General features: G+C 22.5%; 22 protein-coding genes. 13 read left to right on the top strand and 9 right to left on the bottom strand.

From position 1 onward, the window contains the following. Nucleotides 1-15: 15 nt before the first annotated feature. Both H0H37_RS02550 and prfB read right to left on the bottom strand, forming a co-directional pair. Nucleotides 16-1,407, bottom strand: coding sequence for a type III PLP-dependent enzyme domain-containing protein (locus H0H37_RS02550; protein WP_185882390.1), 1,392 nt, complete (start codon nt 1,405-1,407; stop codon nt 16-18). A gap of 20 nt (nt 1,408-1,427) precedes the next feature. Continuing rightward, nucleotides 1,428-2,516, bottom strand: coding sequence for a peptide chain release factor 2 (gene prfB, locus H0H37_RS02545; protein WP_185882389.1), 1,089 nt, complete (start codon nt 2,514-2,516; stop codon nt 1,428-1,430). Between the two features lie 270 nt (nt 2,517-2,786). On the opposite strand from prfB, the gene H0H37_RS02540 reads away from it, so the two are divergent. Continuing rightward, nucleotides 2,787-4,952, top strand: a complete 2,166-nt coding sequence (locus H0H37_RS02540; protein WP_185882388.1) for an ATP-dependent Clp protease ATP-binding subunit — start codon at nt 2,787-2,789, stop codon at nt 4,950-4,952. Beyond that, nucleotides 4,942-5,844, top strand: coding sequence for a GTPase Era (era, locus tag H0H37_RS02535; RefSeq protein ID WP_185882387.1), 903 nt, complete (start codon nt 4,942-4,944; stop codon nt 5,842-5,844). Before H0H37_RS02540 ends, era begins: the two co-directional genes overlap by 11 nt. Before the next feature lie 17 nt (nt 5,845-5,861). Here era and tyrS read toward each other — a convergent pair whose 3' ends face one another. Both tyrS and H0H37_RS02525 read right to left on the bottom strand, forming a co-directional pair. Continuing rightward, nucleotides 5,862-7,136, bottom strand: coding sequence for a tyrosine--tRNA ligase (tyrS, locus tag H0H37_RS02530; protein ID WP_185882386.1), 1,275 nt, complete (start codon nt 7,134-7,136; stop codon nt 5,862-5,864). A 305-nt stretch (nt 7,137-7,441) separates the two neighbouring features. Next, entirely contained in the window at nt 7,442-8,995 is a 1,554-nt protein-coding gene (locus tag H0H37_RS02525; protein ID WP_185882385.1) for a hypothetical protein, read from the bottom strand. A gap of 146 nt (nt 8,996-9,141) precedes the next feature. On the opposite strand from H0H37_RS02525, the gene H0H37_RS02520 reads away from it, so the two are divergent. Genes H0H37_RS02520 through leuB form a run of 4 tightly spaced genes read left to right on the top strand, consistent with a single transcriptional unit; the run spans nt 9,142 to nt 13,426 of the window. Further along, nucleotides 9,142-10,329, top strand: coding sequence for a 2-isopropylmalate synthase (locus H0H37_RS02520; protein WP_185882384.1), 1,188 nt, complete (start codon nt 9,142-9,144; stop codon nt 10,327-10,329). Nucleotides 10,330-10,337: 8 nt separating this feature from the next. Continuing rightward, nucleotides 10,338-11,735 (top strand): 3-isopropylmalate dehydratase large subunit, encoded by a 1,398-nt coding sequence (gene leuC, locus H0H37_RS02515; protein WP_185882383.1) that lies wholly within the window; start codon nt 10,338-10,340, stop codon nt 11,733-11,735. Nucleotides 11,736-11,737: 2 nt separating this feature from the next. Beyond that, entirely contained in the window at nt 11,738-12,340 is a 603-nt protein-coding gene (gene leuD / locus H0H37_RS02510) for a 3-isopropylmalate dehydratase small subunit (RefSeq protein ID WP_185882382.1), read from the top strand. A gap of 15 nt (nt 12,341-12,355) precedes the next feature. Next, a complete protein-coding gene (gene leuB, locus H0H37_RS02505) occupies nt 12,356-13,426 on the top strand; it encodes a 3-isopropylmalate dehydrogenase (RefSeq protein WP_185882381.1) in 1,071 nt (356 codons plus the stop codon). On the opposite strand, the gene H0H37_RS02500 is transcribed toward leuB, so the two are convergent. Both H0H37_RS02500 and H0H37_RS02495 read right to left on the bottom strand, forming a co-directional pair. Beyond that, on the bottom strand, nt 13,413-16,091 hold the full coding sequence (locus tag H0H37_RS02500) for a PD-(D/E)XK nuclease family protein (RefSeq protein ID WP_185882380.1): 2,679 nt from the start codon (nt 16,089-16,091) through the stop codon (nt 13,413-13,415). The genes leuB and H0H37_RS02500 overlap by 14 nt on opposite strands. Continuing rightward, nucleotides 16,088-17,029: a bifunctional riboflavin kinase/FAD synthetase gene (locus H0H37_RS02495; protein WP_185882379.1), complete on the bottom strand. Its 942-nt coding sequence runs from the start codon at nt 17,027-17,029 to the stop codon at nt 16,088-16,090. Before H0H37_RS02495 ends, H0H37_RS02500 begins: the two co-directional genes overlap by 4 nt. An 84-nt stretch (nt 17,030-17,113) precedes the next feature. Here H0H37_RS02495 and atpD point away from each other — a divergent pair, with 84 nt between their 5' ends. The 7 genes from atpD (at nt 17,114) to yihA (ending at nt 22,643) form a co-directional block, all read left to right on the top strand. Continuing rightward, nucleotides 17,114-18,658, top strand: a complete 1,545-nt coding sequence (gene atpD, locus H0H37_RS02490; protein ID WP_185882378.1) for a F0F1 ATP synthase subunit beta — start codon at nt 17,114-17,116, stop codon at nt 18,656-18,658. A gap of 2 nt (nt 18,659-18,660) precedes the next feature. Then, on the top strand, nt 18,661-18,900 hold the full coding sequence (locus tag H0H37_RS02485) for a FoF1 ATP synthase subunit delta/epsilon (RefSeq protein ID WP_185882377.1): 240 nt from the start codon (nt 18,661-18,663) through the stop codon (nt 18,898-18,900). A 110-nt stretch (nt 18,901-19,010) separates the two neighbouring features. Next, complete coding sequence (locus H0H37_RS02480; RefSeq protein WP_185882376.1) at nt 19,011-19,259, top strand: acyl carrier protein; 249 nt, start codon at nt 19,011-19,013, stop codon at nt 19,257-19,259. Between the two features lie 9 nt (nt 19,260-19,268). Continuing rightward, nucleotides 19,269-20,537 carry a beta-ketoacyl-ACP synthase II gene (fabF, locus tag H0H37_RS02475; RefSeq protein ID WP_185882375.1) on the top strand — a complete coding sequence of 423 codons (1,269 nt, stop codon included), beginning with the start codon at nt 19,269-19,271 and terminating at the stop codon, nt 20,535-20,537. 17 nt (nt 20,538-20,554) lie between these two features. Beyond that, nucleotides 20,555-21,274 (top strand): ribonuclease III family protein, encoded by a 720-nt coding sequence (locus H0H37_RS02470; RefSeq protein WP_185882374.1) that lies wholly within the window; start codon nt 20,555-20,557, stop codon nt 21,272-21,274. Nucleotides 21,275-21,283: 9 nt separating this feature from the next. Then, the gene (locus H0H37_RS02465; protein ID WP_185882373.1) at nt 21,284-22,060 is read left to right on the top strand and encodes an alpha/beta fold hydrolase; all 777 of its coding nucleotides are present in this window, start codon (nt 21,284-21,286) and stop codon (nt 22,058-22,060) included. Next, entirely contained in the window at nt 22,041-22,643 is a 603-nt protein-coding gene (gene yihA, locus H0H37_RS02460; protein WP_185882372.1) for a ribosome biogenesis GTP-binding protein YihA/YsxC, read from the top strand. Before H0H37_RS02465 ends, yihA begins: the two co-directional genes overlap by 20 nt. Here the strand turns inward: yihA and H0H37_RS02455 are convergent. Genes H0H37_RS02455 through H0H37_RS02445 form a run of 3 tightly spaced genes read right to left on the bottom strand, consistent with a single transcriptional unit; the run spans nt 22,626 to nt 24,747 of the window. Then, nucleotides 22,626-23,048 carry a type II 3-dehydroquinate dehydratase gene (locus H0H37_RS02455; RefSeq protein ID WP_185882371.1) on the bottom strand — a complete coding sequence of 141 codons (423 nt, stop codon included), beginning with the start codon at nt 23,046-23,048 and terminating at the stop codon, nt 22,626-22,628. The two genes, yihA and H0H37_RS02455, sit on opposite strands and share 18 nt — an antisense overlap. Beyond that, the gene (locus H0H37_RS02450) at nt 23,045-23,794 is read right to left on the bottom strand and encodes a pseudouridine synthase (RefSeq protein WP_185882370.1); all 750 of its coding nucleotides are present in this window, start codon (nt 23,792-23,794) and stop codon (nt 23,045-23,047) included. The genes H0H37_RS02455 and H0H37_RS02450 overlap by 4 nt, the downstream gene beginning before the upstream one ends. Nucleotides 23,795-23,802: 8 nt before the next feature. Beyond that, on the bottom strand, nt 23,803-24,747 hold the full coding sequence (locus H0H37_RS02445; RefSeq protein ID WP_185882369.1) for a GHMP family kinase ATP-binding protein: 945 nt from the start codon (nt 24,745-24,747) through the stop codon (nt 23,803-23,805). Nucleotides 24,748-24,815: the final 68 nt, after the last annotated feature.

Raw genomic sequence — 24,815 nt, 5'->3', positions numbered from 1 at the left:
TATAGAAAAATCAATTTAATATCCTAATATTTTTAATATTTCATTAGCTTCTTGTGAACGTCTAAAAAGTTTATATACAAATCTCTGTTGTTCATCATAATTAATCAGTATATGTATAGGTTGTGGAATTAAACAATGGTGAACGCCTCCATATCCACTAATAGTATCTTGATATGCACCCGTATTAAAAAAACCAATATACAGTGGGGTTGTGGTTCTAAAACATGGAAGATATATAGCGTTGATATGTTGTTCAGAATTATAATAATCTTCACTGTCACATGTTAATCCACCTAAAAATACTCTCTCGTAAGAATCATTCCATCTATTAATAGCCATCATAATAAATCTTTGACTAATTGCCCAAGTATCTGGTAATGTTGTCATAAATGAACTATCAATTATATTCCATTTTTCTCTATCATTTTGTTTTTTTTGATCAAGTATTTGATATATTATACCACCACTTTCGCCTACAGTATAAGTACCAAATTCTGTGTATATATTGGGCTCTTCAATATTTTCTTCTTTACAAAATTTATGAATTTGATATACAATTTCGTTAGTCATATATTCATAATTATATTTAAAAGACATAGACGTTTTAATTGGAAATCCACCACCGATATTAAGAATATCTAATTCTGGAGAAATTTTTTTTAATTGAGCATATATTTGTAAACATTTAAATAGTTCATTCCAATAATAAGCTGTATCTTTTATCCCAGTATTAATAAAAAAATGTAACATTTTTAATTCTACTTTTGGATTATTTTTGATTTTATTTAAATAAAAAACAATAATATCTTTATATCCTATTCCTAAACGAGATGTATAAAATTCAAATTTTGGCTCTTCTTCAGAAGCTATTCGTATTCCTAATTTAAATGGATAGTTTATAACTAAATTTAGTTGTTCTAATTCGTCAACATTATCTAATATAGGAATGGTATTATAAAATCCATTATTAATTAATTCAGATATATTTTCTATATAATTTTTAGTTTTAAATCCATTACAAATAACTTCAATATTTTTTTTTGTTTTTCCTTTTTTATATAGATTTTTTACTATGTCTATATCATATGCATAAGAAGTTTCAATACTTACATTATTTTTTAATGCTTCTTCTAAAATAAAGGCAAAATGAGAACTTTTTGTACAATAACAATAAGTATATTTTTTTTTATAATTATTATATTGAATAGCTTTTTTGAACCATTTTTTTGCTTGTTGTATATTTTTAGAAATTTTTGGAAGAAAAGTAAATTTTAATGGGGTACCATATTTATTTATAAGATTGATCAATGGTATACCATGAAATTCTAAAAAATTATTTTTAATAGAAAATTCCTCAGATGGAAAATTAAAAGTTTGATCTATAAAATCTATATATCGAATTTTCATAAAATTATAAAAAACATTAATTAAAATATGTTTTTGTTGTTTTGTATTAAAAATTTTTTTAAAAAAGTATTAATTTCTCCATTCATTACAGATTGTACTTTATGAGTTTCATATCCTGTTCTTAAATCCTTTACTAATTGATAAGGATGCATAATATAATTTCTTATTTGAGATCCCCATTCAATTTTTTTTTTTTTAGATTCTATTTTATTTTTTTTATCTAGATTTTTTTTAATTTCTATTTCAAATAATCTAGATTTTAGAATTTGTAATGCTGTTTGTCGATTTTGAATTTGTGATCTAGATTCAGTATTTTCAATAATAATACCTGTTGGCACATGTTTTAATCTTACTCCAGTTTCTACTTTATTTACATTTTGACCTCCTGATCCACGAGAACGAAAAGTATCCCAATGAATATCTGATACATTAATATTAATATCTATCTTTTTTTCTATAAACGGATAAACAAATACTGAAGAAAAAGTAGTATGACGTTTTGAATTATTATTAAATGGAGATATTCTAATTAATCTATGTACTCCATTTTCTCCTTTTAAATATCCAAAAGCATAAATTCCATTAATTTCTAAAGTAACGGTTTTTGTACCAATTATATCACCTGGAGTATGATGAATTTTATTCACAATAAATTGATTATGTTCACCCCATAATATATACATTCTCATTAACATTGCCGTCCAATCACAGCTTTCAGTACCACCTGCTCCAGAAGATATTTGTAGTATTGCATTATAAGTATCTTCTTTCTTAAACAATGTTTTAATTTCTATATCATCTACTAATTTTTTAGTTTTATTTAATTGAACTTTTATATTGGTGTCTATATGTTCTTCTTTATAAATATAATACATACATTCAAGTTCTTCCATTGCATTTTTCAGTTGCGTAAAATCTTTTATTTTGATTTTTAAAGTTTGAAAATTTTTTACAAATTTTTTATATTTTATTTTGTCTTTCCAAAAATTAGGAGTTAACATTTTATCTTGATCATGTTCTAATGATTTTTTGATATTTTTAATATCTAATAATTGTTCTAGTTTATTGATTTTTTGCGAAATTGATGATATTTCATCTTGTATTATCATAATATATGAGAATTTTTGATCAAAAATGATCAATTTTATATTGATACATATATAATATTGGCATTAGGCATGAAACATAATTATAATATGTATCTCTTTACAATAAATTTACTTAGTAATCACTAAATTTTGTTGAAAAAATAAAAGTGAAAATACATATATATTGAAATCAAAATACAATTTTATTGAAAATATTTAATATAATAAATTTATTTGCATAATATGTATTATTATGCATCACTGATCACTGCATAAAACATAATATGATATATGGAATCTTTAAATAATTATAAAACATTAGAAAAATATGCTAAAAATTTAAATGAATGGGCAAATAAAGGAAAATTAGATCCTGTGATTGGACGTGATGAAGAAATAAGACGAGTATTGCAAATATTATCTAGAAGAAAAAAAAATAATCCATTACTAATAGGTGAACCAGGTGTTGGAAAAACAGCAATAGCTGAAGGATTAGCACATAGAATAATTAATGGTGATATTCCAGATAATTTAAAAAAACAACAAGTATTTTCTTTAGATATGGCTTCTTTAATAGCTGGAGCAAAATATAAAGGAGAATTTGAAGAACGATTAAAATTGGTTATTAAAGAAGTTACATTGTCTAATGGAGAAATTATTTTGTTTATTGATGAAATACATACTTTAGTTAGTACAGGTCTTGGAAGTGGAGAAGGAACTATAGATGCAGCAAATATTTTCAAACCAGCATTAGCAAGAGGAGAACTTCGTGCTATTGGAGCAACAACGTTAAATGAATATCAAAAATATTTTATTACAGATAAAGCATTAGAAAGAAGATTTCAGCCGATATATGTTCATGAACCATCTATTTCAGATTCTATTTCTATATTACGCGGAATTAAAGATAAATATGAGAGTCATCATAAAGTCAGGATTAAAGATGAATCAATTATTGCCGCTGTAAAGTTATCTAAACGTTATATTAATGAACGATTTTTGCCAGATAAAGCTATTGATTTGATTGATGAAGCAGCAGCTAAATTAAGAATGGAAATAAATTCTAAACCAGAACGATTAGATATTTTGCATAGAAATATTATGAAAATAGAAATACAAATAGAAGCTATTAAAAGAGAAAAAAATCAACAAAAAAAATTAGATGCTTTGAAAAATGAATTATTCAAATTAAATCAAGAACAAATGCAATTGCAAATTCAATGGGAAAATGAAAAAAATTTAGTAGAAGGATTACAAAAGGCAAAAGATAAAATAGAGCATTTTAAATTTGAATCTGAACAGGCAGAAAGATTAGGAGATTATGGAAAAGTAGCTGAATTAAGATATGGAAAAATTAAAGAAGAAGAAAAAAAAATTCAACAGTTTGAAATAGAATTAAAAAAGAAAGAAAAAAAAGGGGAAAAAATGATTCAAGAAGAAGTGTCTAAAGAAAATATTGCTCAAGTAGTTTCCAAATGGACTGGTATTCCAGTAACAACAATGTTAACCAGTGAAAAAGAAAAATTAATTTTTTTAGAAAAACAATTGCATGAAAGAGTTATAGGTCAAAATGAAGCTATTCAATCAGTTTCAAATGCGATAAGACGTTCTAGAGCTGGACTACAGTATGAAACAAAACCTATAGGTTCTTTTTTATTTATGGGATCTACTGGAGTTGGTAAAACAGAACTAGCTAAGGCATTAGCTGAATATTTATTTGATGATGAAAACAATATAGTTAGAATAGATATGAGTGAATATCAAGAACGTCATTCTATAAGTAGATTGATTGGAGCTCCTCCAGGATATATTGGTTATGAAGAAAGTGGTCAATTGACAGAAACAATACGTCGTAGGCCATATAGTCTAATTTTATTAGATGAGATTGAAAAAGCTCATCGTGATGTTTTTAATATTCTTTTACAAGTGTTAGATGATGGTAGATTAACTGATAATAAAGGAAATACAGTAAATTTTACAAATACTATTATTATCATGACATCTAATATAGGGTCAGAAATCATTAATAATGAAAATTTTTTGAATGATAATAGAGACATAAAAAATATAAAAACTACTTTAATACAGTTATTAAAAAATGTAGTAAAAATAGAATTTATTAATCGAATAGATGAAATTATTTTTTTTAAACCTCTTTCGCGAGAAGAAATTACAAATATTGTTAAATTACAAATTAAAAAATTCAAAATATTTCTATTAACAAAAAATATACATATAAAAATTACTGAACAAGCTATTTTATATTTATCAAAAAAAGGATATGATCCTATTTTTGGAGCAAGACCATTAAAAAGAGTTATTCAATATGATATAATGAATAAATTATCTAAAGAACTTATTAAAGGTAATCTTGATGAACATTCTATAATCTTGATAGATTGTGTTAATCAACAAAAAATAATTTTTATCAAAAAAAATAGATATCATGATATATAAATCTGGATTTGTAAATATTATTGGATTTCCAAATGTAGGAAAATCTACATTAATAAATTCTTTAGTTAAAAAAAACATTTCTATAGTAACTAAAAAAGCGCAAACTACTCGTCATAGAATTATAGGTCTTTTGGAAGAAGCAAATTATCAAATTGTATTTTCTGATACACCAGGTATCATGAAACAACAAAATATCTTAATACAAAAAATGATGATGAAATATGTTAAAAAATCTATAGAAGATGCTGATATTATTTTATTTATTACCGAGATAGGAAAATATATGATTTTACACGACGAATATATGAATATGTTTACTTATCTTAAACAACAAGATATTCCTATTATTATTTTGATTAATAAAATAGATAAAATAGGATTATATTGTTATGATAACAATATTATTCATAAAACTATTAATTTTTGGAATAAATTATTTCCTTGTTCTGATATATTACCAATATCTGCATTAAAAAATATTAATAAAGAATTTTTAATTCAAAAAATTGTTAATTTATTATCAGAACATCCTCCATTTTATCCAAAAGAATGGATTAGTGATAGATCTCAACGATTTTTTGTAAACGAGATAATTAGAGAACAAATTTATTATTTATATAATCAAGAAATTCCATATTCTTCTGAGGTAATGACTAATATGTTTAAAGAAAAAAATGATAATATTGATATATCGTCTATAATATATGTAGAAAAACATTCTCAAAAAATTATTTTAAATGGTCATCATGGATTATCTCTTAATAGATTACAACGAGAATCCAAAAAAAGTATAAAAAATTTTTTTAACAAACAAATTAATATTTCAATAAAAATTTTAGTTTTAAAAAATTGGAGATCTGATTATTATAAATTAAAATATTTTGGATACTAATTGTATAGGAACTAATATCATACAATTTTAATAATAAAAAAATGTTTTTTTCCAAATTTTAATAAAATATATTTTAATCCTATGATATGTTTTGGTTGAATGACAATATTTTCTTTAATAATTTTTTTATTAATTGAAATAGAATTATGTTTGATAGCATGTAAAATATTTTTTTTAGATGTAAAAAAATGTTTTAATAAATCTATTAAAAATATACCTTGTTGAAATATTTCATAAGAAATAATGAAATTTGGAATATGTTGGAAAATAGAAAATAATATTTTATCATTTAAATAATTTAGATTATTATTTTCAAATAATATTTTTGAAATATTACTTACTTCTTCAGAAATTTTCTTTCCATGAACCCATTGAGTTACTGTAAAAGCAACTATTTTTTGCAATTTTCTATTTTCAGGATATTTTCTATGCTGTATAATTAATTGATTAATTTTTTCTTTAGAAAAAAATGTATACCATTTTACAAATTTTTCAATTTCAGTATCTGATAAATTTATAAAAAATTGATAAAATTTATAAGGAGTAGTTCGTTTATGATCTAACCATATATTTTCTCCTTCTTCACTTTTTCCAAATTTTGTTCCATAAGAATTTGTAATTAATGGAAAAGTTAATCCATATACTTTTTTTTTAGTAATTTTTCTTATAATATCTATTCCAGTAATAATATTTCCCCATTGATCAGATCCACCAGCTTGTAAAAAACAATTTTTTTTATTATTTAAATAATAAAAATCATATCCTTGCAAAAGAGAATAAGAAAATTCCATAAATGACATTCCATCATCTTGATTATTTTCAATTCTTTTTTTTACACTGTCTTTAGCCAGTAAATAATTAATGGATATTTCTTTACCTATTGTACGTAAAAAAAATAATATATCTAGTTTGTTTATCCAATGATAATTATTTAATATTTCTATATTTTTATCTTTTAAATAGAAAGTAAATAATTGATGTAATTGTTTTGTAATAGATATTGTATTGTCATTTAAAATTTTTTTGTTAAAAGACATTATTCTTTTTTTAGTTTTACCAGATGGATCACCAATCATTGAAGTTGCTCCACCAATTAATGCTAAAGATTTATGTCCAAGTTTTTGAAAGTGAATTAATAACACTATTGGTATTAAATTTCCTAAATGTAATGAATCAGAAGTTGGATCAAATCCAATATATATAGTAGTTGGATTTTGCAATTGTTTTTCTATACCAGAAACTGTATTTTTTATTAATCCTCTCCAAGAGAGTTCATCGAGAATATTTTGCATTTAAAAAAATAATTATAAAAATTGTAATGATAAAAAAGCATTGTTGTCGCATTATTTGTGTTACATGTAGTAATATTATTTTTATGATTTTTGTTTCTTATAATAAATGTAAAATTTTTTTCTTTAATGTGGAGTAGTATTTGTTTTATACTTTGATAAGTAAGTAAAAATTAAACAATACTATATTAGAGATTATAAATATCAATCAATATGAATCAATAAGAATGATTATGAATTTATTTTTTTTCATATTTGATTATAATTTTGTTAATGATATTTTATTTTTTACAAAAAAAAATGATTAATTATCTGATATGATTATAACGTGATATAAATTTTTCTTTAATAATTTGTTCTATGGGTCTATTTTCGATTTTAGAAGTTAACCAAGAAATAATATCTAAATATAAAAAAGTTCTTTTTTCATAAGGATGAAAATAATATTTTAATAATTTATATTTTAATTTTTTAAATTGTGTTTTAATTTGATTGGGAAACATATTGCCAATATTTTTAAAAAAAAAGATAATTTTTTTTTGTACAATATACCAATCATCCATTTTGACAAAAAATTTATAAGCAGATTGTATTTTTCCATCCATATTATCATCTAATCCACTTTCATAACAAGCCATTAAATATAAAAGTCTTGCAGAACATTGTAAATCTTTGTGTATATTTATTTGTTTATTTTCCATAATTTTTAATAAATATAAAATAGTATTTTGATTATCTCCACTTCCAAAATATAAACAAGCTATTTTATAATAAATAATCATAATATAATGAATATCTAATAAATTATGTAATTTATTGAATTCTTTTAATAAAGAAGGAATTACATTATTAATTCCTTCTGAAAAAGTTCCTTCCATATAGTGTTTATTAATTCGATTAGAATATTTATACATAAAAATTAATACTTTAGTATTTACATTTAAAATCATATTATTATTTTTGACTTCTTGTTCAAATTCTGCTAAAATATGAATGAATTTATAATAATTATTTAAATAAAATAAAGTATCTAATAAATGATGATATCCTTTTAAATAACTAATTGGAAGTATTTGTTTTTTATTTTTATTATTTTTAAATAATTTTACCCATTTTTTGGAAAATTGGTAACACATTATAAAATTTTGTTGTATATGATGATACCAGACTTTTGCTTGATATAAATATAATTTTTCATAAAAATTAAGATGTTTGATATTAAATTTTGGAAGATTGGTTCTAAAGTAAGATTCTATAAATATTTTATCTTTTTTATTTCTAACATATCCAACCTTAAGATATAAACTATATAATTCTAAAGATAAATTAGAAAACGCATTTTGACATTTCAATTGTTCAATTAATTCTTTTGATTCTAAAGATAATTCTCCAGATTTAGTACGAATACTCCTAGTTATATGTTGAGATTCAATCATTTTTTCAAATTCTATTACTTCCAATAAAATGATATTCATTTCTTCATTTCTAGCAATAATTTTTGATTTTTCTAAAAATTTTAAACTTTGTATATATAATCCTTTATTATATAATATTTTAGCAAAAAAAATATAATTTAATATTTTCAAATCATTATCTTTTTCAAGATTTTGTAATTTTAAACTGATTAAAATTTGTTTAAATAAATGAGCTTTTATATTAGATAATTGTTTTTTTGATATAGATGTATTATTTAATATTTTCTTATCATTATAAAAATTCATTTTATTTATTTTTTCAAACAAATTAGTGAACTTAGCGTTTTTATTTGTTTTTATCCTTGTTGCATATAATTTAAAATGTATTTTTTCTGATTTTGATAATGATTTAATTAATAAAAATAATTTATCATTTTTTATGGACATCGTAATATTTTCTTATTATTAAAATTGATAATAAGTATAATGTATATTATTCCAAAATAAATAAACATTGTAAATGTCTGTATTATGTATATGAATATTTATTTTATAAAAAATAGTTTTGAAAAAAATTAAATAAAATAAATACTATGGGGAAAAATCAAATTAAAATTTTTGATACTACGCTACGTGATGGAGAACAAGTCCCAGGATGTAAATTAAATTGTGTAGAAAAAGTACAAATAGCAAAACAATTGGAATTGTTAGGAGTAGATATAATTGAGGCAGGATTTCCTGCGTCAAGTCCAGGTGATTATCAATCTGTTCAAGAAATTTGTAAATCTGTATATAATCCAATTATATGTGCATTATCTAGAGCAATCAAAAAAGATATAGAAATTGCTGCCAATTCATTAAAATTTGCAAAACAAGCTAGAATACATACTGGCATAGGAACATCGGATTGTCATATACGTTATAAATTTAATAGTACTAAAGATAAAATTTTAGAAATTGCTGCTTCATCGGTTAAATATGCTAAAAAATTTGTAGAAGATATAGAATTTTATGCAGAAGATGCTGGTAGAACAAATAATGAATTTTTAGCTTTAGTGTGTGAAGAAGTAATAAAAAATGGAGCAACTGTAATTAATATTCCAGATACAACAGGAAATTGTTTACCATATGAGTATGGAAATAAAATTAAATTTTTACAAGAAAATGTCAACAAAATTCATACCGTCACATTATCTACTCATTGTCATAATGATTTAGGATTAGCAACAGCTAATTCGTTATATGGTATTCTTAATGGTGCAAAACAAGTCGAATGTACAATTAATGGAATTGGAGAAAGAGCTGGAAATACTTCATTAGAAGAAATAACAATGATTATTAAACAATATAAAAATTTGAATGTATATACTAATATTAATACAAAATTAATTTGTTATACTAGTGATTTAGTCTCTAAATATACTGGAATGAAAGTACAAGCAAATAAAGCTATTGTTGGAAAAAATGCTTTTTCTCATTCATCTGGTATTCATCAAGATGGAATTATTAAAAAAAGAGAAACATATGAAATCATTAATCCTGAAGATGTTGGTATAGATGATTCATCAATTATTTTAACTGCTAGAAGTGGAAGATCTGCTTTAGCATATCGTTATAAAAAATTAGGATATTCTTTTACAAAAAATACATTAGATATTATTTATTCTGTGTTTTTAGATTATGCAGATAAAAATAAACAAGTAGAAGATCAAGAATTAAAATGTTTATTAAAAAAAGCACAACTAAAAAATAATCAATTGGCTATTTTACATCATTCTTAAATTATTATATGCCTACTCAACAATCATTATTTGATAAAATATGGAATTCTCATCTAGTTACTACTACTAATGTAGAAAAAGACGTTAATATACTATATATAGATCGTCATTATATTCACGAAGTTACAAGCCCTCAAGCTTTTTCTGAATTAGAAAAAAGAAATTTATCTGTTTTTAGATCTAAACAAGTTGTTGCAACTGCAGATCATAATGTTCCTACATTAAATCAGCATCTTCCAATTTCAGATACACTATCAAAAAAACAAATTGATTTATTAACCAAAAATTGTAAAAAATTTGGAATTGATTTGTATAACATGGGAGATAAAAATCATGGCATAGTACACGTGATTGGTCCAGAATTGGGCATGACTCTTCCTGGAATGACAATTGTATGTGGGGATAGTCATACTTCTACACATGGTGCGTTTGGTAGTGTTGCTTTTGGAATTGGAACTAGTCAAGTTGCTATGGTATTAGCATCTCAATGTTTATTGGTGACAAAACCTAAACAAATGAATATTAAATTAAATGGTAAAAAATTAAAAATAGGAGTAACTCCAAAGGATATAATTTTATATCTCATATCTAAATTAGGAGTTGATGCAGGTGTAGGGTATTTTATAGAATATACTGGATTAGTAATTGAAAATATGAGTATGGAAGGAAGAATGACAATATGTAACATGAGTATTGAAATGGGAGCAAAGGGAGGATTAATTGCACCTGATCAAATTACTTTTAATTATTTAAAAAATAAATTAAAGGGTAATCCAAATAATAAATTAAAATCTTTTTGGAAAAATTTAAAAACAGATATAAATTATAATTTTGATCAACAATATATTATAGATGTTGAAAATATAGAACCTATGATAACATATGGTACAACACCTGGAATGGGGATAAAAATTACTAATAGAATTCCATATTCATCTAATGAAAATCATAAAAGAGCATTAAAATATATGGGATTTAAGCCAGGTGAATTACTAATAGGGAAAAAAATTAATTATGTGTTTATTGGAAGTTGTACAAATTCTAGAATAGAAGATCTTAGAATAGTTGCTTCTATAATACAAGGTAAAAAAATTGCGACTCATGTTAAGGCTATGATAGTCCCTGGATCACAAAGAGTGATTCAAAAAGCAAAAAAAGAAGGATTAGATAAAATTTTTTACTATTCAGGATTTGAGTTTCGTCAACCAGGATGTTCTATATGTTTAGGCATGAATGAAGATAAAATTCCAAAAGGAGAATATTGTATATCAACATCTAATAGAAATTTTGAAGGTCGACAAGGTACAAATGTTAAAACTTTATTAGTTAGTCCTTTAACAGCTGCTATTATAGCTATTACAGGAAAAATTGTTGATATTATGAAGTATCTCAAACAAAATATTTAATTATGAAGAAATTTTCTATTTTAATTAGTCAAGTAGTTCCATTAAATAGGGAAAATATTGATACAGATCAAATTATTCCTGCACGTTTTTTAAAAGAAACTGGGATAAAAATATTTGGTCAACATCTGTTTAGAGATTGGAGATATAATAAAAATGATAATTTAAATACAAATTTTGTTTTGAATAACCCTTATTTTTCAGGCCAAATTTTATTATCTGGAAGAAATTTTGGATGTGGATCTAGTCGTGAACATGCAGTATGGGCTATAATGCAATATGGATTTAAAGTAGTAATATCAAGTTTTTTTGCAGATATTTTTAAAGAAAATGCATTTAATAATGGATTATTAACTTTAGAAGTATCTAATACCTTTTTGAATAAATTATTTTATCAAGTAGAACAAAATTATAAAACCAAAATTTTAATTAATTTAATAAAGCAAAAAATAATGATTTTAGAAACTAGTGAATATCAAAATTTTACAATTAATTCATATCAAAAAAATTGTTTTCTTAATGGATATGATAATTTATCATATTTAAGATCTATAACAGAAAATATTGAGATGTTTGAAAAGAAAACCTCCTATTTCCATATAATATAATTAATACAAAATCATATGAAAAAAAGGATAGTGATTATAGAGGGCGATGGAATTGGACCTGAAGTAATACGACAAGGGAAAAAAATTTTATTGTGTATAAATAATAAATTTAATCATAATTTTTTGTATACAGAAGCTATAGCAGGTAAATTAGCAATTAGAAAATATAATAATCCAATGCCTGACGATACTATAGAAAATTGTCTGAAAGCAGACGCAGTCTTATTTGGTGCTATAGGTGATGATAAATATGATAATTATCCAATTGGAATGAGACCAGAAGATGGATTATTACGTTTAAGAAAAAAAATGAGATTATTTTGTAATATAAGACCAATAATTGGTTATGAAAATATTCATTATTCATCTAATACTATAAACAAACCAATCTTACCTAATGTAGATTTTGTAATATATCGTGAATTAAGTAGTGGAATTTATTTTGGAAAAAAAGGTCGTTTAAAAAATGGTGAAATAGCTTATGATTATTGTATGTATTCGAAAGATGAAATTAAAGAAATTGGAATTATGGCATTCCAAGCCGCTGATGCTAGAAAAAAAAAATTAACATTAGTTGATAAAGCTAATGTGTTAGAAACATCTAGATTATGGCGTGAAGTAATACAAAAGCTGGCATTAGATTATCCACATGTACAATTGGAATGTTTATATGTAGATAATGCTTCTATGAAAATTATTATGAATCCTATAGATTTTGATGTGATATTATCAGATAATATGTTTGGGGATATATTATCTGATGAAGCTAGTATATTAAGTGGTTCTTTAGGAATGATACCATCTGCTTCTATTGGAAAAAATAAAAAAGCTTTATTTGAACCTATTCATGGATCTTATCCTCAAGCTGCAGGGAAAAATATTGCCAATCCATTAGGATGTATATTATCAGTGTCTATGATGTTTCATTATTTTGGTTTATATAAAGAACAAAAACTTATCGAAAATGCAGTTAAAAATTCTATAAATAATAATATTATCACCAAGGATATTGTTCATCCATTGGAAAAATATTATTCAACTGAAGAAGTAGGTAATTATATAGAATTATATATTAAAAATCATTAATATAATTTATTATAATTGGCATTTTGGGATCTAAAATTTCTGAAATTATTTTAGTTAAATGTGGAAAAATTTTTTGTTTATAACATTCATATATGATTTGTTTATTTTTAAAAATATTTATATATATAGTAGAAATATAATTATTTTTTTCTTTTTCAGGAGCAACAATTGCAATTAATGGAGAGATTTTAGAGTTAACTATAGGGGATTTATACCATAAATATATATAAATTAATAATTGCATTATATTTCCATAATATGGAGTGTTAAAAATATTTTGAATTGTTTTTGAAGATATATAAAGATTTTTTACTTTGGAAACTCCAATTTTATAATCAATAATTCTAGTTATACCGTCATATTCATCTATACGATCAATTATTCCTTTTAAATAAACTGTATCATAATGCATCATGATCATTTGATTAATTTTTGTAGAAACGGTATATTCAATTTCTTTTATCACAATTTTATGTCCATTTAAAATTTCTTTTTCATCCCAAGAAATAAAATTTTTTACATAAGTGGTAACTAAAGACAATAAGAATATATTTTTAGTATCTGTATCTTTAGTTTTATATTTATATATTACTCTTTTTGAAATATCAAAATAATGATTTTTCATCTCATGAATATATTTTAATTTTAATAAATGTCCTTTAATGGGAGAATATAAAATTTCTAATATTTTATGAACAATATTTCCAATTTTTTGTTTAAATGAAATATTTTTAATATTGTTTAATTCAAGTATTTTATTGTAATAAAAATCTAATTTATTTTTATTATATAACATAATAGATGATGGAGAAAATCCAGAATTGGCAATTTTATGTAATCTATTAATTATATAATTTGTTTTTTTTATTATTATTGATTGTTGATTATTTTCATTATTATTATTACATACTTGATATTTTGTTGTTGTATTTTCATCAAATGTGTAATTTATTTCCATTTGATGTATAAATCGACTTTTTTCTCCTGAATTAAATTCATCTTTTTCATTATTATATATTAAAAAAATGTTGTTTGAATTATTCAAAATATTTTGAATATATTGAAAATAATATTTATTATTATTTTTATTATTGTATATACAATAGATTTTAAATTTATTTCTAAGCTCAGTAGATAAAAAAGTTTTGTCTATATAATTTTGCATAATTGGAGGAATACATCCTTCATTAAAAGATGTAATAATTGTATTTTCTAAATAATCTAAATTAAAGTTATTATGAAATTTTATTATTTTTAATCCTTTTGTATTATTATATGGATATGGTATTGTATTATTAGTGATAAAGTTTTGATAAATAATTAATAAATCTTGTATATCAAAATTAAAATTATTTGTTATATCAATGATTTTTGTAAGATATTTTTCTAATTTCAGAATAAATTGTAATTCCAATATATGTTCTTTAACAGATTGGGATAAAAATGTTTGAAATATTTTAAGTATTTGTAAAAACCAAATAAATATGTTATTGTAATTATTAAAAATAATTTTTATATCATCTATTATATATTTATTGACAAGTTGTATGTTTAAATAATTATCATCATTTATAGCATGAATGTTTTCTATGCATGATATATTATTATTAAGAAAAAATTTTTTTATATATCCATTAGATAATACTCGTAATATATCTTTTTTATAAAATTTTTTATATATTTCTTTATTTTTAATCAATTGTAAAATTGAATAAAATGTATTATGCAATAACAAATTATATAATGGAAATTCAATAGATGTTTGTATTGGAATATTTAAGTTATGTAATGTATTGGATAACAATTCAATTAAATAACTATCACCTAATATAATAATTATTTGATCTATTTTAGATCCTTGTTTTATCAGTTTATGAATAATTTGTTCTATTATTTTAATTTGATCAATATCTCTAGATCCACTAAAAATTTTAATGTTATTCTTTTTTTTTTTTTTTAAAAAAACATTATAATGATATGATTTTGAGTATTTATTATAATAATAAATAGATCCTACATTAAATTTAATTGAATTTTGAATAAGTTTTTTTTCACATTCATTTAAAAAATATAAATTAGAAGGAATTAAAAATAAAAAATATTCTTGATTGTTAAATAAATAATTTTCAAATTGAGAAATTGCTTGTCTAAAAATCATTCCAGTATATCCCTTTTTGATTTTCAGTAATTCAGTATTAAGATAATAATAGTATTTTTTTATTTCTTGCCAAAACAAAATATTTTCTTTTAATAAGTTAGATTGTGTATTATAAGTATTTGTATTCCATATGTTTATTTTTTCTATAGAAATAGTATAAGAAAAAAAATTTTTTATATTAGTTAAATTAAAATCTAAAATTTGGAAATCTTTTAATATATTATATGCCCATGTTGAATAATAATGAAATGTATTAGATAAAATGCATTTTTTTTGTTTTAGCAAAATAAAAAAATAAAAAAATAAGTTGGATTCAGGAAAAATAGATAATCCAGATATTTTTTCCATTAATTGAGATATTGTAGAATAATTACAAAAGGGTTTATTTTTATATTGTGTTTTAATATTATGTGAAACGTTTTCATCAAAAGATACTAATCTGATAATTTTTTTTAAACAAGTTTTTTTTAAATCTTGAATAAGATTATTAATATTATTATTTATCAACTTGATTGAAATTTTAAAACAGATTTTGCTGTTATTTGATCCAATTTAATTTGTGTTTTTAATTCTTGAATGGAATTAAATTTTTTTTCTTCTCTAATCATTTCTATAATAAACAGATTGATTATTTTACCATATAAAATCTTGCAAAAATTAAAAATATGAACTTCAATTTTAATTTTTTTATTATTTATATTTATAGTTGGTGAAGTTCCGATATTCATAATTCCTTGATATATTGTTTCTAAAAATAAAACATTGACGGCATAAACTCCTTTTTTAGGAAGTATTTTATTATTAGTTATTTGAATATTAGCAGTAGGATAAGTTAATATTTTTCTACCTATTCCATTCCCTTTAATAACATAACCAGATAAAGAATATGAATAACCTAAAGCTTGATTTGACCACTTAATGTCTCCATTTAAAATAGATTGTCTAATATTAGTAGAACATATTATTGTATTTTGTATTTTATATGGATTTATTTGTTTTAATGTAAATCCATATAATTTTGAACAATATTGTAAATTATTATAAGCATGTATTCTATTTTTTCCTACATGAAAATCATATCCTATTATAAAAATTTCAATTTTAATTGAAGAAAGTAATTTGTTTTTTAAAAAATTTTGAATATTCATTTGTGAAAATTTTGTTGTAAAAGGATGAATAATAAGATGTTCAATTCCAGTTTGTTTTAAATGACATATCTTTTCAGATAAAGTATTTAAATAAAATATTTTTTGTTTTGGATTTAATACTTCCTTAGGATGAGGATTAAAAGTTAATAAAACAGAGGTATATTTTTCTTTTTTTGTTTGTTTTAATAAATAATTAATTAATTTTTTATGACCCAAATGAACTCCATCAAAAAATCCAAGTGAAAATACACATGGAGAAAATGAGTAAAAATCCTCTATACATGAGTAAATTTTCAAAATTTTTTAATTTTTGTAACTTTAAATAATTTAATAATCTGTTAAATATACAGGTTTAACATAAAAAGCGGATCTTATATTTTCATGGAAAAAAAATTAGAATCAAAAGGAAAAATTACTCAAATTTTAGGTCCAGTAATTGATGTTTCTTTTCAAACAGGATCCGATCTACCTAAAATTTATGATGCATTAAAAATAGAATTATCAAATAATAGTAAAAAAAATATTATATTAGAAGTTCAACAACATATTGGAAATAATATAGTTCGTTGTATTGCTATGTCTGAAGTTGATGGATTACAAAGAGGTAATTCCGTTATAAATACTCGTAATCCAATTAGTATTCCTATAGGTGAATCAGTGAATGGTCGTGTTCTTAATGTATTAGGTGATCCTATTGATGGATTATATAAATTAAATAAACAAATAGTAAAACCTATTCATGTTTCGGCACCAAAATTTCAAGATTTATCTACAACATCAGAAATATTATATACAGGAATTAAAGTTATTGATTTAATTGAACCATATCCAAAAGGAGGTAAAATTGGATTATTTGGAGGAGCAGGAGTTGGTAAAACTGTTTTAATACAGGAACTAATTAATAATATCGCAAAAAAATATGGAGGACATTCTGTATTTTCTGGTGTAGGAGAAAGAACAAGAGAGGGAAATGATTTATTAAGAGAAATGTTAGAATCCGGAATTATACAATATGGAGATGAATTTATGAATAATATGAAAAATGGATTTTGGGATCTTACTAAAGTTGATAAACAAAGTCTCAAAAATTCTAAAGCAACTTTTATTTTTGGACAAATGAACGAATCTCCTGGTGCAAGATCGAGAGTCGCTCTTACTGGTTTAACATTAGCAGAATATTATAGAGATTATAAGAATATGTTCAATAATAATAATAATGATCAAATTAGTAGTAGTACACAAGGTAACGATGTTCTATTCTTTATTGATAACATATTTAGATTTACTCAAGCCGGTTCAGAAGTTTCTGCTTTATTAGGCAGAATTCCATCTTCTGTAGGTTATCAACCTACTTTATCTTCTGAAATGGGATCGATGCAAGAAAGAATTACATCGACAAAGAAAGGTTCTATAACATCAGTACAAGCCGTATATGTTCCTGCAGATGATTTAACTGATCCTGCTCCTTCTATAACTTTTTCTCATTTAGATGCCACTACTGTATTATCTAGAAAAATATCTGCATTAGGAATATATCCAGCAATTGATCCATTAGATTCTACTTCTAGAATTTTATCTCCAAATATTATTGATCAACAACATTATTTTTGTGCTCAACGTGTTAAAGAAATTTTGCAAAAATATAATTCTTTACAAGATATTATAGCTATTCTTGGAATAGAAGAATTAAGTGAAGAAGATAAACAAATTGTTCATAGAGCTAGACGTATTCAACGTTTTTTATCTCAACCTTTCCATGTTGCTAAACAATTTACAGGAATTGATGGAAAGTTTGTAAAAATTGAAGAGATTATAGGAGGATTTAATATGATAATTAATGGTGAATTAGATCATTTACCAGAAAATGCGTTTCATTTAAAGGGTACTATTGATGAAGTCATAGAAATAGGAAAAAAAATGTTATAATAATGAAAATAAAAATTATTAATGATCAACAATTATTATATAAAAATCATGTTAAGTCAGTGATTCTCCCTGGAGAATATGGTAGTTTTCAATTATTAAAAAATCATGCACCATTGATTGCTATATTGAAAACAGGATTGATAAAAATAATACAATTATATGATCATAAACAAGTAGAATTACAAATCTTATATGGTGGGATATTGAAAATATATAATAATTATATAATTATTTTATTATAAAAATTAAAATATTTAATAATTACCTAAATAAATCATATTCAATAATTTAAAAAATTCATTTTTTATTTAAAAAAGTTTTCTAATTTTGTATGAAATCAAAATTTTAATTTATGTCTGATATTTCATCAAAAATTAATTCTATTATTTCTGACAAATTAGGAATAGAAAAGAAAGATGTAATTCCATCTGCTAATTTTGCTAATGATTTAGGAGCTGATTCTTTGGATATTGTGGAATTAATTATGGAATTTGAAAAAGAATTTAATATTAGTATTTCTGATGAAGAAGCAGAAAAAATTACTACTGTTAAAGAGGCAATAACATCTATTCAAGAGCTTATAAAAGATAAAAAAGTATGAATATTTTATATGATAAAATATAAAAAAAAAAGAGTAGTAGTAACTGGGATGGGGTGTATAACACCTATAGGAAATAATATAAAAGATTATTGGAGATCACTTATTAATGGAGTAAATGGATGTGAACTCATTACTTATTTTAATACTAAAAAATATAAAACCAAATTTGCTTGTGAATTAAAAAATTATGATGCTAGTATTTTTTTTAATTCAAAGGATCGTATAAAATTAGATCATTGTATTCAATATGGTATTATTGCTACGGATGAAGCAATAATAGATAGTAAAATTAATTTTACTAATAAAAACATTAATAAAGAACGAATTGGTGTAGTTTGGGCATCTGGAATAGGAGGATTACTTAATTTAGAAAATTCTATTTCTAATTATGTAAAAGGAGATGGATCACCTAGATTTAGTCCATATTTTATTCCTAAAATGTTAATTGATACAACTTCTGGATATATTTCAATGAAATATGGAATTCATGGACCAAATTATGCTACAGTTTCTGCTTGTGCGTCTTCATCAAATGCTATTGTTGATGCATATCATTTAATATGTTTGGGAAAAGCGGATATTATAATATCAGGTGGTTCAGAAGCGGCAATTACGCAAAGTGGAGTTGGCGGATTTAATGCTTTACATGCTTTATCTACTAGAAATGAAGATTATAAAACTGCTTCTCGTCCTTTTGATAAAAATAGAGATGGATTTGTTTTAGGAGAGGGAGCAGGATGTCTTATATTAGAAGAATATTTTCATGCAAAAAATAGAAACGCTAAAATGTATGCAGAAATAGGAGGTATTGGTATGTCAGGAGATGCATATCATATTACTACTCCACATCCAGAAGGAAAAGGGATAATTATAGCTATGAAATTAGCTATGAAAGATGCAGGAATTACATATAAAGAAGTTAATCATATTAATTCTCATGGAACATCTACTATTTTAGGAGATTTAGCAGAAATTAAAGCTATTAAAAAAGTATTTGGTGAACACATTTATAAAATATATATTAATTCTACTAAATCCATGACTGGACATTTATTAGGGGCAGCTGGAGCTATCGAAGCAATAGCTTCGATTTTACCATTAACTAAAAATATCATTCCTCCAACTATTAATTTATTTCAAATTGATAATAAAATAGATTCAAAAATCAATTTTATACCAAATAATAAAATAAAAAAATATGTTAATATAAATCTATGCAATACTTTTGGTTTTGGTGGACATAATGTATGTATTTTATTTAACAAAATAGTCAAGTAAGTAATAATACTATTATTATGATTATTCAAAAAAAAGAAAATTCAATTTTTTCAATTGATGCATTAAAAAAAATATTAGGATTTGATCCTAAAAATTTAACACTTTTAAAAAAAGTATTTGTATATGATTTAATGAATACTAAAATAAAATCTTCAAATCATGATTATTTAGATTTTCATAGATTAGAATTTCTTGGAGATGCAGTATTAAATTCTATTATTTCACATTTTTTGTGTGAAGAGCTACCAGAAAAAAAAGAAGGAGATCTAACACAAGTTAGATCAAAAATAGTATGCAGAAAAAATTTAAATAAAATTTCCAAGAAATTATTGTTTGAAAATATTTTTTTAAATCATAAATTTTATAATATTTTAGGAAATACATTAGAAGCTTTAATAGGATTTGTTTATTTAGAACTTGGATATTTAGGATGTAAACGTTTTATTTATGATAAAATATTACATTATTATGTTGACTTATCTAAAATACAAAAAGAAATTTTTAGTTATAAAGTATGGATTTTAGAATGGGCTCAAAAAAACAAATTTTTTATCAAATTTGAAACTTATAAAGAAGATAGTCATCAAATATCCAATCAAGATAAAGATTATTATTTATCTAAATTAACATTAATCAATGATGGAATTCAAACAATAGGGAAAGGATTTTCAAAAAAAAAATCTGAAGAAAATGCGGCAAAAGAAGCATATATTATTATGAACAAAGAAAGAAGATAAAACATAAATATGTTTATTAAAAAACAAGACTTTTCTTACATCAAAGAAGGTACGGGGCATCCATTGATATTACTTCATGGATTAATGGGGGGATTGAGTAATTTTAATGCACTCTTAGAATTTTTTCCAAAAAAAGGATATAAAGTGATTATTCCTGTATTACCTATTTATAAAATGCCTTTATTACTGACAAATATTTTTAGTTTATCAAAATATATTATACAATTATTAATCAAAATTAGAATTCAAAAGGCTACATTAATAGGAAATTCTCTTGGTGGACATATTGCTCTAATTATAGCAAAAAAAAGAAATGATTTAGTTCATTCTTTAGTATTAACTGGAAGTTCTGGATTATTTGAAAAATCTTTTGGAGAAGCTTTTCCTAAAAGAGAAAATTATGAATATATAAAAAAAAAATCACAAGAGGTATTTTATGATCCAAAAATAGCAACTAAAGAATTAGTAGATGAAGTATTTAATATAGTTAATGATAAAAAAAAAGGAATTAAAATCTTATATATCGCTAAAAGTGCAATGAAAGATAATATGTCTAAAGATTTATCTATCATTCAACAACCTATTTGTTTAATATGGGGAAAACAAGATCCAGTAACCCCCCCAATAGTTGCTCAAGAATTTCATAGATTATTACCACATTCTGAATTATATTGGATAGATAAATGTGGACATGTTCCTATGATGGAACACCCAAAAATCTTTGTTACAATATTAGAAAAATGGTTATCAAAATTAGATTTTAATTATGAAAAATTTTTTTGTTAAATTTGAATATAGTGTTACTGATTCAAATCAATTAATAAGTTCAATATACCCAGAATATGCTTGTATTGGGCGTTCTAATGTAGGAAAATCTAGTTTTATTAATTTTATTTTAGGTAATATAAAAATTGCTAAAGTATCTTCTTTTCCTGGCAAAACTAAATATATTAATTTTTTTTTGATAGATAATAAATGGAAAATAGTAGATTTACCTGGATATGGATTTTCCAAATTATCAAAATTTCACAAACAACAAAATATTCAATTAATGAATAATTATATTTTTCATAGTAGAAATAATTTAGTTTGTGTTTTTGTGATTATAGATAGTAGATTAACTATTCAAACATCTGATTTGAATTTTATAAAAAAATTAATTATGTATAAAATACATTTTTGTATTGTATTTACAAAAACTGATAAATTAAGTTTCAAACTTTTAAATAATCATATAAATATATATCAAAATGTAATTAATAAATTGGTTAATAAAAAATTTGTTTTTATAAAAAATCAAGATGGAAGAAAAAAAATTATTCAACATATACAAAATTTAAATAAAAAATTTTTATATAGAAAAACTTAAAATACCTAATTCATAAGTTTTTAATCCAAAACCAAATATAGTCCCTTTACAAACAGGAGATAAAAAAGATTTTTTTCTAAAAGATTCTCTAGAATAAATATTAGAAATATGAATTTCTATAACTGGAGTAGTTATAGATTTTATAGCATCTGCAATTCCTATAGATGTATGAGTATATGCACCAGCATTTAAAAGGATACCATCTAGTATACAGAAACCAATTTTATGTAAAATATTTATAATTTGACCTTCACAATTGCTTTGATAATAAGACAGTTCAATATTTACAAATTTTGTTTTAATTTTATTCAAATATTTTGTAAATGTATCTTTACCATATATTTCAATTTCTCGTGTTCCTATAAGATTTAAATTTGGACCATTAATTATACTTATTTTTTTCATAAATGATATAAATGTTGTTTTAACATATTATATACTTTTTCTTGTGATAAAAATTTATATTTTCCTCTTTTTAATTTATTTTTTGTAAATCCTCCAAAATTTATTCTATCTAATTTAATCACTTTATAATGCAATTTTTTAAATAATCTTTTAATAATTTTATTCCATCCTATATGCATTTTTATTTTTAATTGATTTTTATATTTTAAATATTTTATATAATCAATTATCACTTTACCTTCTTTTAAATAAATTTTTCCATTTTTTATTTTATTTATATCTTCATTTGTAATCATTTTATTTAAAACAACATGATAAATTTTTTGTATATTATATTTTGGATGTGTGAATATATTTGTAATATATCCATCATTAGTTAATAATAAAACACCTGTAGTAAAATAATCTAATCGTCCAATAGGATAAATTTTTTGATTTTCTATTTTTTGTGTTGTAACTAAATTCATAATTGTTTTTCTATGTAATGGATCATGTGTTGAAGTAATACATCCTTTTGGTTTATTGATAAGTATATATATTTTTTTTTGACTTTTAACACGTGTTCCATACACTGTTACAATATCATTAATATGAATATAAGTTCCCAGTTTATTGACTAATTTTCCATTTATTTTAACAATTCCTGATTTAATTAATTTATCAGCATTTCGTCTAGAAGCAATACCAGATATAGATAAAAAATGATTTAAACGTAAATATTGAATTTTTTTATTTTGGATTATCATGATTTATTTTAAAATCTAAAAATTACGATTGTTTGATATTTTTTTAATTTTTTTTTAGATAAATCATAATCATAAGTAAATCCAATAGTAAATCCTCCACCACCTGATCCACATAATTTTAAATAAAAAATATTATTTAATAATCCATATTTCCAAATTTTTAATATTTGTTTTGGTATCATTGTATTTAAATATTTTAATATCCAAAAGGAAATAATTTTGATATTATGGAATAAAATTTTGAAATTTCCTTGTAGAAAGGAAACAATACATTTATTATTATATTGTATAAATTCTTTAATGAAAATTTTTTTAAATTGTGTATTTTGTAGTTTGTTGAAAAAAATTTTTATCATAGAATAAGTTCTTTTTGGAAATCCTGAATTTAATAAAAATATAGCACCTTTTCCAATATTTTGATTTAATTTTTTTGGTAGATTGACAATAGTAATATCATTTTTTGATTTAATTAAAATTGGTTTATTTAAATAACAAATTAACGGATCCATCCCAGAACTAATTCCATGGAAATATGACTCCATTTGACTAAAAATTTGTTTTAATGCAATTATATTATTCATTGATAGTTGACCTTTCTGTTGTTGTGGTTGTGGTGCTATATAATATTTATGATATATAGCAGCAACTAAAGCACCTGAACTACCAATTCCATATCCTTTAGGAATATTAGAAGAAAATATAATACCTTTATTAAGGTCATTATATAATTTATTAAAATCAATATTTATTCTTGTTTTTTTTAAAAAAAAAGCAAATTTTCTTAATTCATGATTAGTATAGTTAAATTGCTTGTTATTATAATAACGAAATACAGATGGAAATTTTAAATATCCTGTATAAAAATGATTTGGAATAGATAATCCACTATAATTTTCTAGAATGACATATTCTCCAAATAATAATATTTTAGAAGTAAAAAAATAATTTTTCATGTTGCATCATAACAAAGTGAAAATACATTTTTATAAGTAATTTAGTAAATTACTTAAACATAACATTT

Origin of the sequence: Blattabacterium cuenoti, from assembly GCF_014252335.1 — a bacterium.
Taxonomy (GTDB): Bacteria; Bacteroidota; Bacteroidia; order Flavobacteriales; family Blattabacteriaceae; genus Blattabacterium; species Blattabacterium cuenoti_AL.
Note: the sequence above shows the minus strand (reverse complement) of the source record. Positions and strands in the feature narration are given on the sequence as shown.

What these genes read in the sequence shown, in the direction of transcription:
- H0H37_RS02550 (WP_185882390.1), bottom strand. Translation starts at nt 1,407, where the DNA reads ATGAAAATTCGATATATAGATTTTATAGATCAAACTTTTAATTTTCCA.
- prfB (WP_185882389.1), bottom strand. Translation starts at nt 2,516, where the DNA reads ATGATAATACAAGATGAAATATCATCAATTTCGCAAAAAATCAATAAA.
- H0H37_RS02540 (WP_185882388.1), top strand. Translation starts at nt 2,787, where the DNA reads ATGGAATCTTTAAATAATTATAAAACATTAGAAAAATATGCTAAAAAT.
- era (WP_185882387.1), top strand. Translation starts at nt 4,942, where the DNA reads ATGATATATAAATCTGGATTTGTAAATATTATTGGATTTCCAAATGTA.
- tyrS (WP_185882386.1), bottom strand. Translation starts at nt 7,136, where the DNA reads ATGCAAAATATTCTCGATGAACTCTCTTGGAGAGGATTAATAAAAAAT.
- H0H37_RS02525 (WP_185882385.1), bottom strand. Translation starts at nt 8,995, where the DNA reads ATGTCCATAAAAAATGATAAATTATTTTTATTAATTAAATCATTATCA.
- H0H37_RS02520 (WP_185882384.1), top strand. Translation starts at nt 9,142, where the DNA reads ATGGGGAAAAATCAAATTAAAATTTTTGATACTACGCTACGTGATGGA.
- leuC (WP_185882383.1), top strand. Translation starts at nt 10,338, where the DNA reads ATGCCTACTCAACAATCATTATTTGATAAAATATGGAATTCTCATCTA.
- leuD (WP_185882382.1), top strand. Translation starts at nt 11,738, where the DNA reads ATGAAGAAATTTTCTATTTTAATTAGTCAAGTAGTTCCATTAAATAGG.
- leuB (WP_185882381.1), top strand. Translation starts at nt 12,356, where the DNA reads ATGAAAAAAAGGATAGTGATTATAGAGGGCGATGGAATTGGACCTGAA.
- atpD (WP_185882378.1), top strand. Translation starts at nt 17,114, where the DNA reads ATGGAAAAAAAATTAGAATCAAAAGGAAAAATTACTCAAATTTTAGGT.
- H0H37_RS02485 (WP_185882377.1), top strand. Translation starts at nt 18,661, where the DNA reads ATGAAAATAAAAATTATTAATGATCAACAATTATTATATAAAAATCAT.
- H0H37_RS02480 (WP_185882376.1), top strand. Translation starts at nt 19,011, where the DNA reads ATGTCTGATATTTCATCAAAAATTAATTCTATTATTTCTGACAAATTA.
- fabF (WP_185882375.1), top strand. Translation starts at nt 19,269, where the DNA reads ATGATAAAATATAAAAAAAAAAGAGTAGTAGTAACTGGGATGGGGTGT.
- H0H37_RS02470 (WP_185882374.1), top strand. Translation starts at nt 20,555, where the DNA reads ATGATTATTCAAAAAAAAGAAAATTCAATTTTTTCAATTGATGCATTA.
- H0H37_RS02465 (WP_185882373.1), top strand. Translation starts at nt 21,284, where the DNA reads ATGTTTATTAAAAAACAAGACTTTTCTTACATCAAAGAAGGTACGGGG.
- yihA (WP_185882372.1), top strand. Translation starts at nt 22,041, where the DNA reads ATGAAAAATTTTTTTGTTAAATTTGAATATAGTGTTACTGATTCAAAT.
- H0H37_RS02455 (WP_185882371.1), bottom strand. Translation starts at nt 23,048, where the DNA reads ATGAAAAAAATAAGTATAATTAATGGTCCAAATTTAAATCTTATAGGA.
- H0H37_RS02450 (WP_185882370.1), bottom strand. Translation starts at nt 23,794, where the DNA reads ATGATAATCCAAAATAAAAAAATTCAATATTTACGTTTAAATCATTTT.
- H0H37_RS02445 (WP_185882369.1), bottom strand. Translation starts at nt 24,747, where the DNA reads ATGAAAAATTATTTTTTTACTTCTAAAATATTATTATTTGGAGAATAT.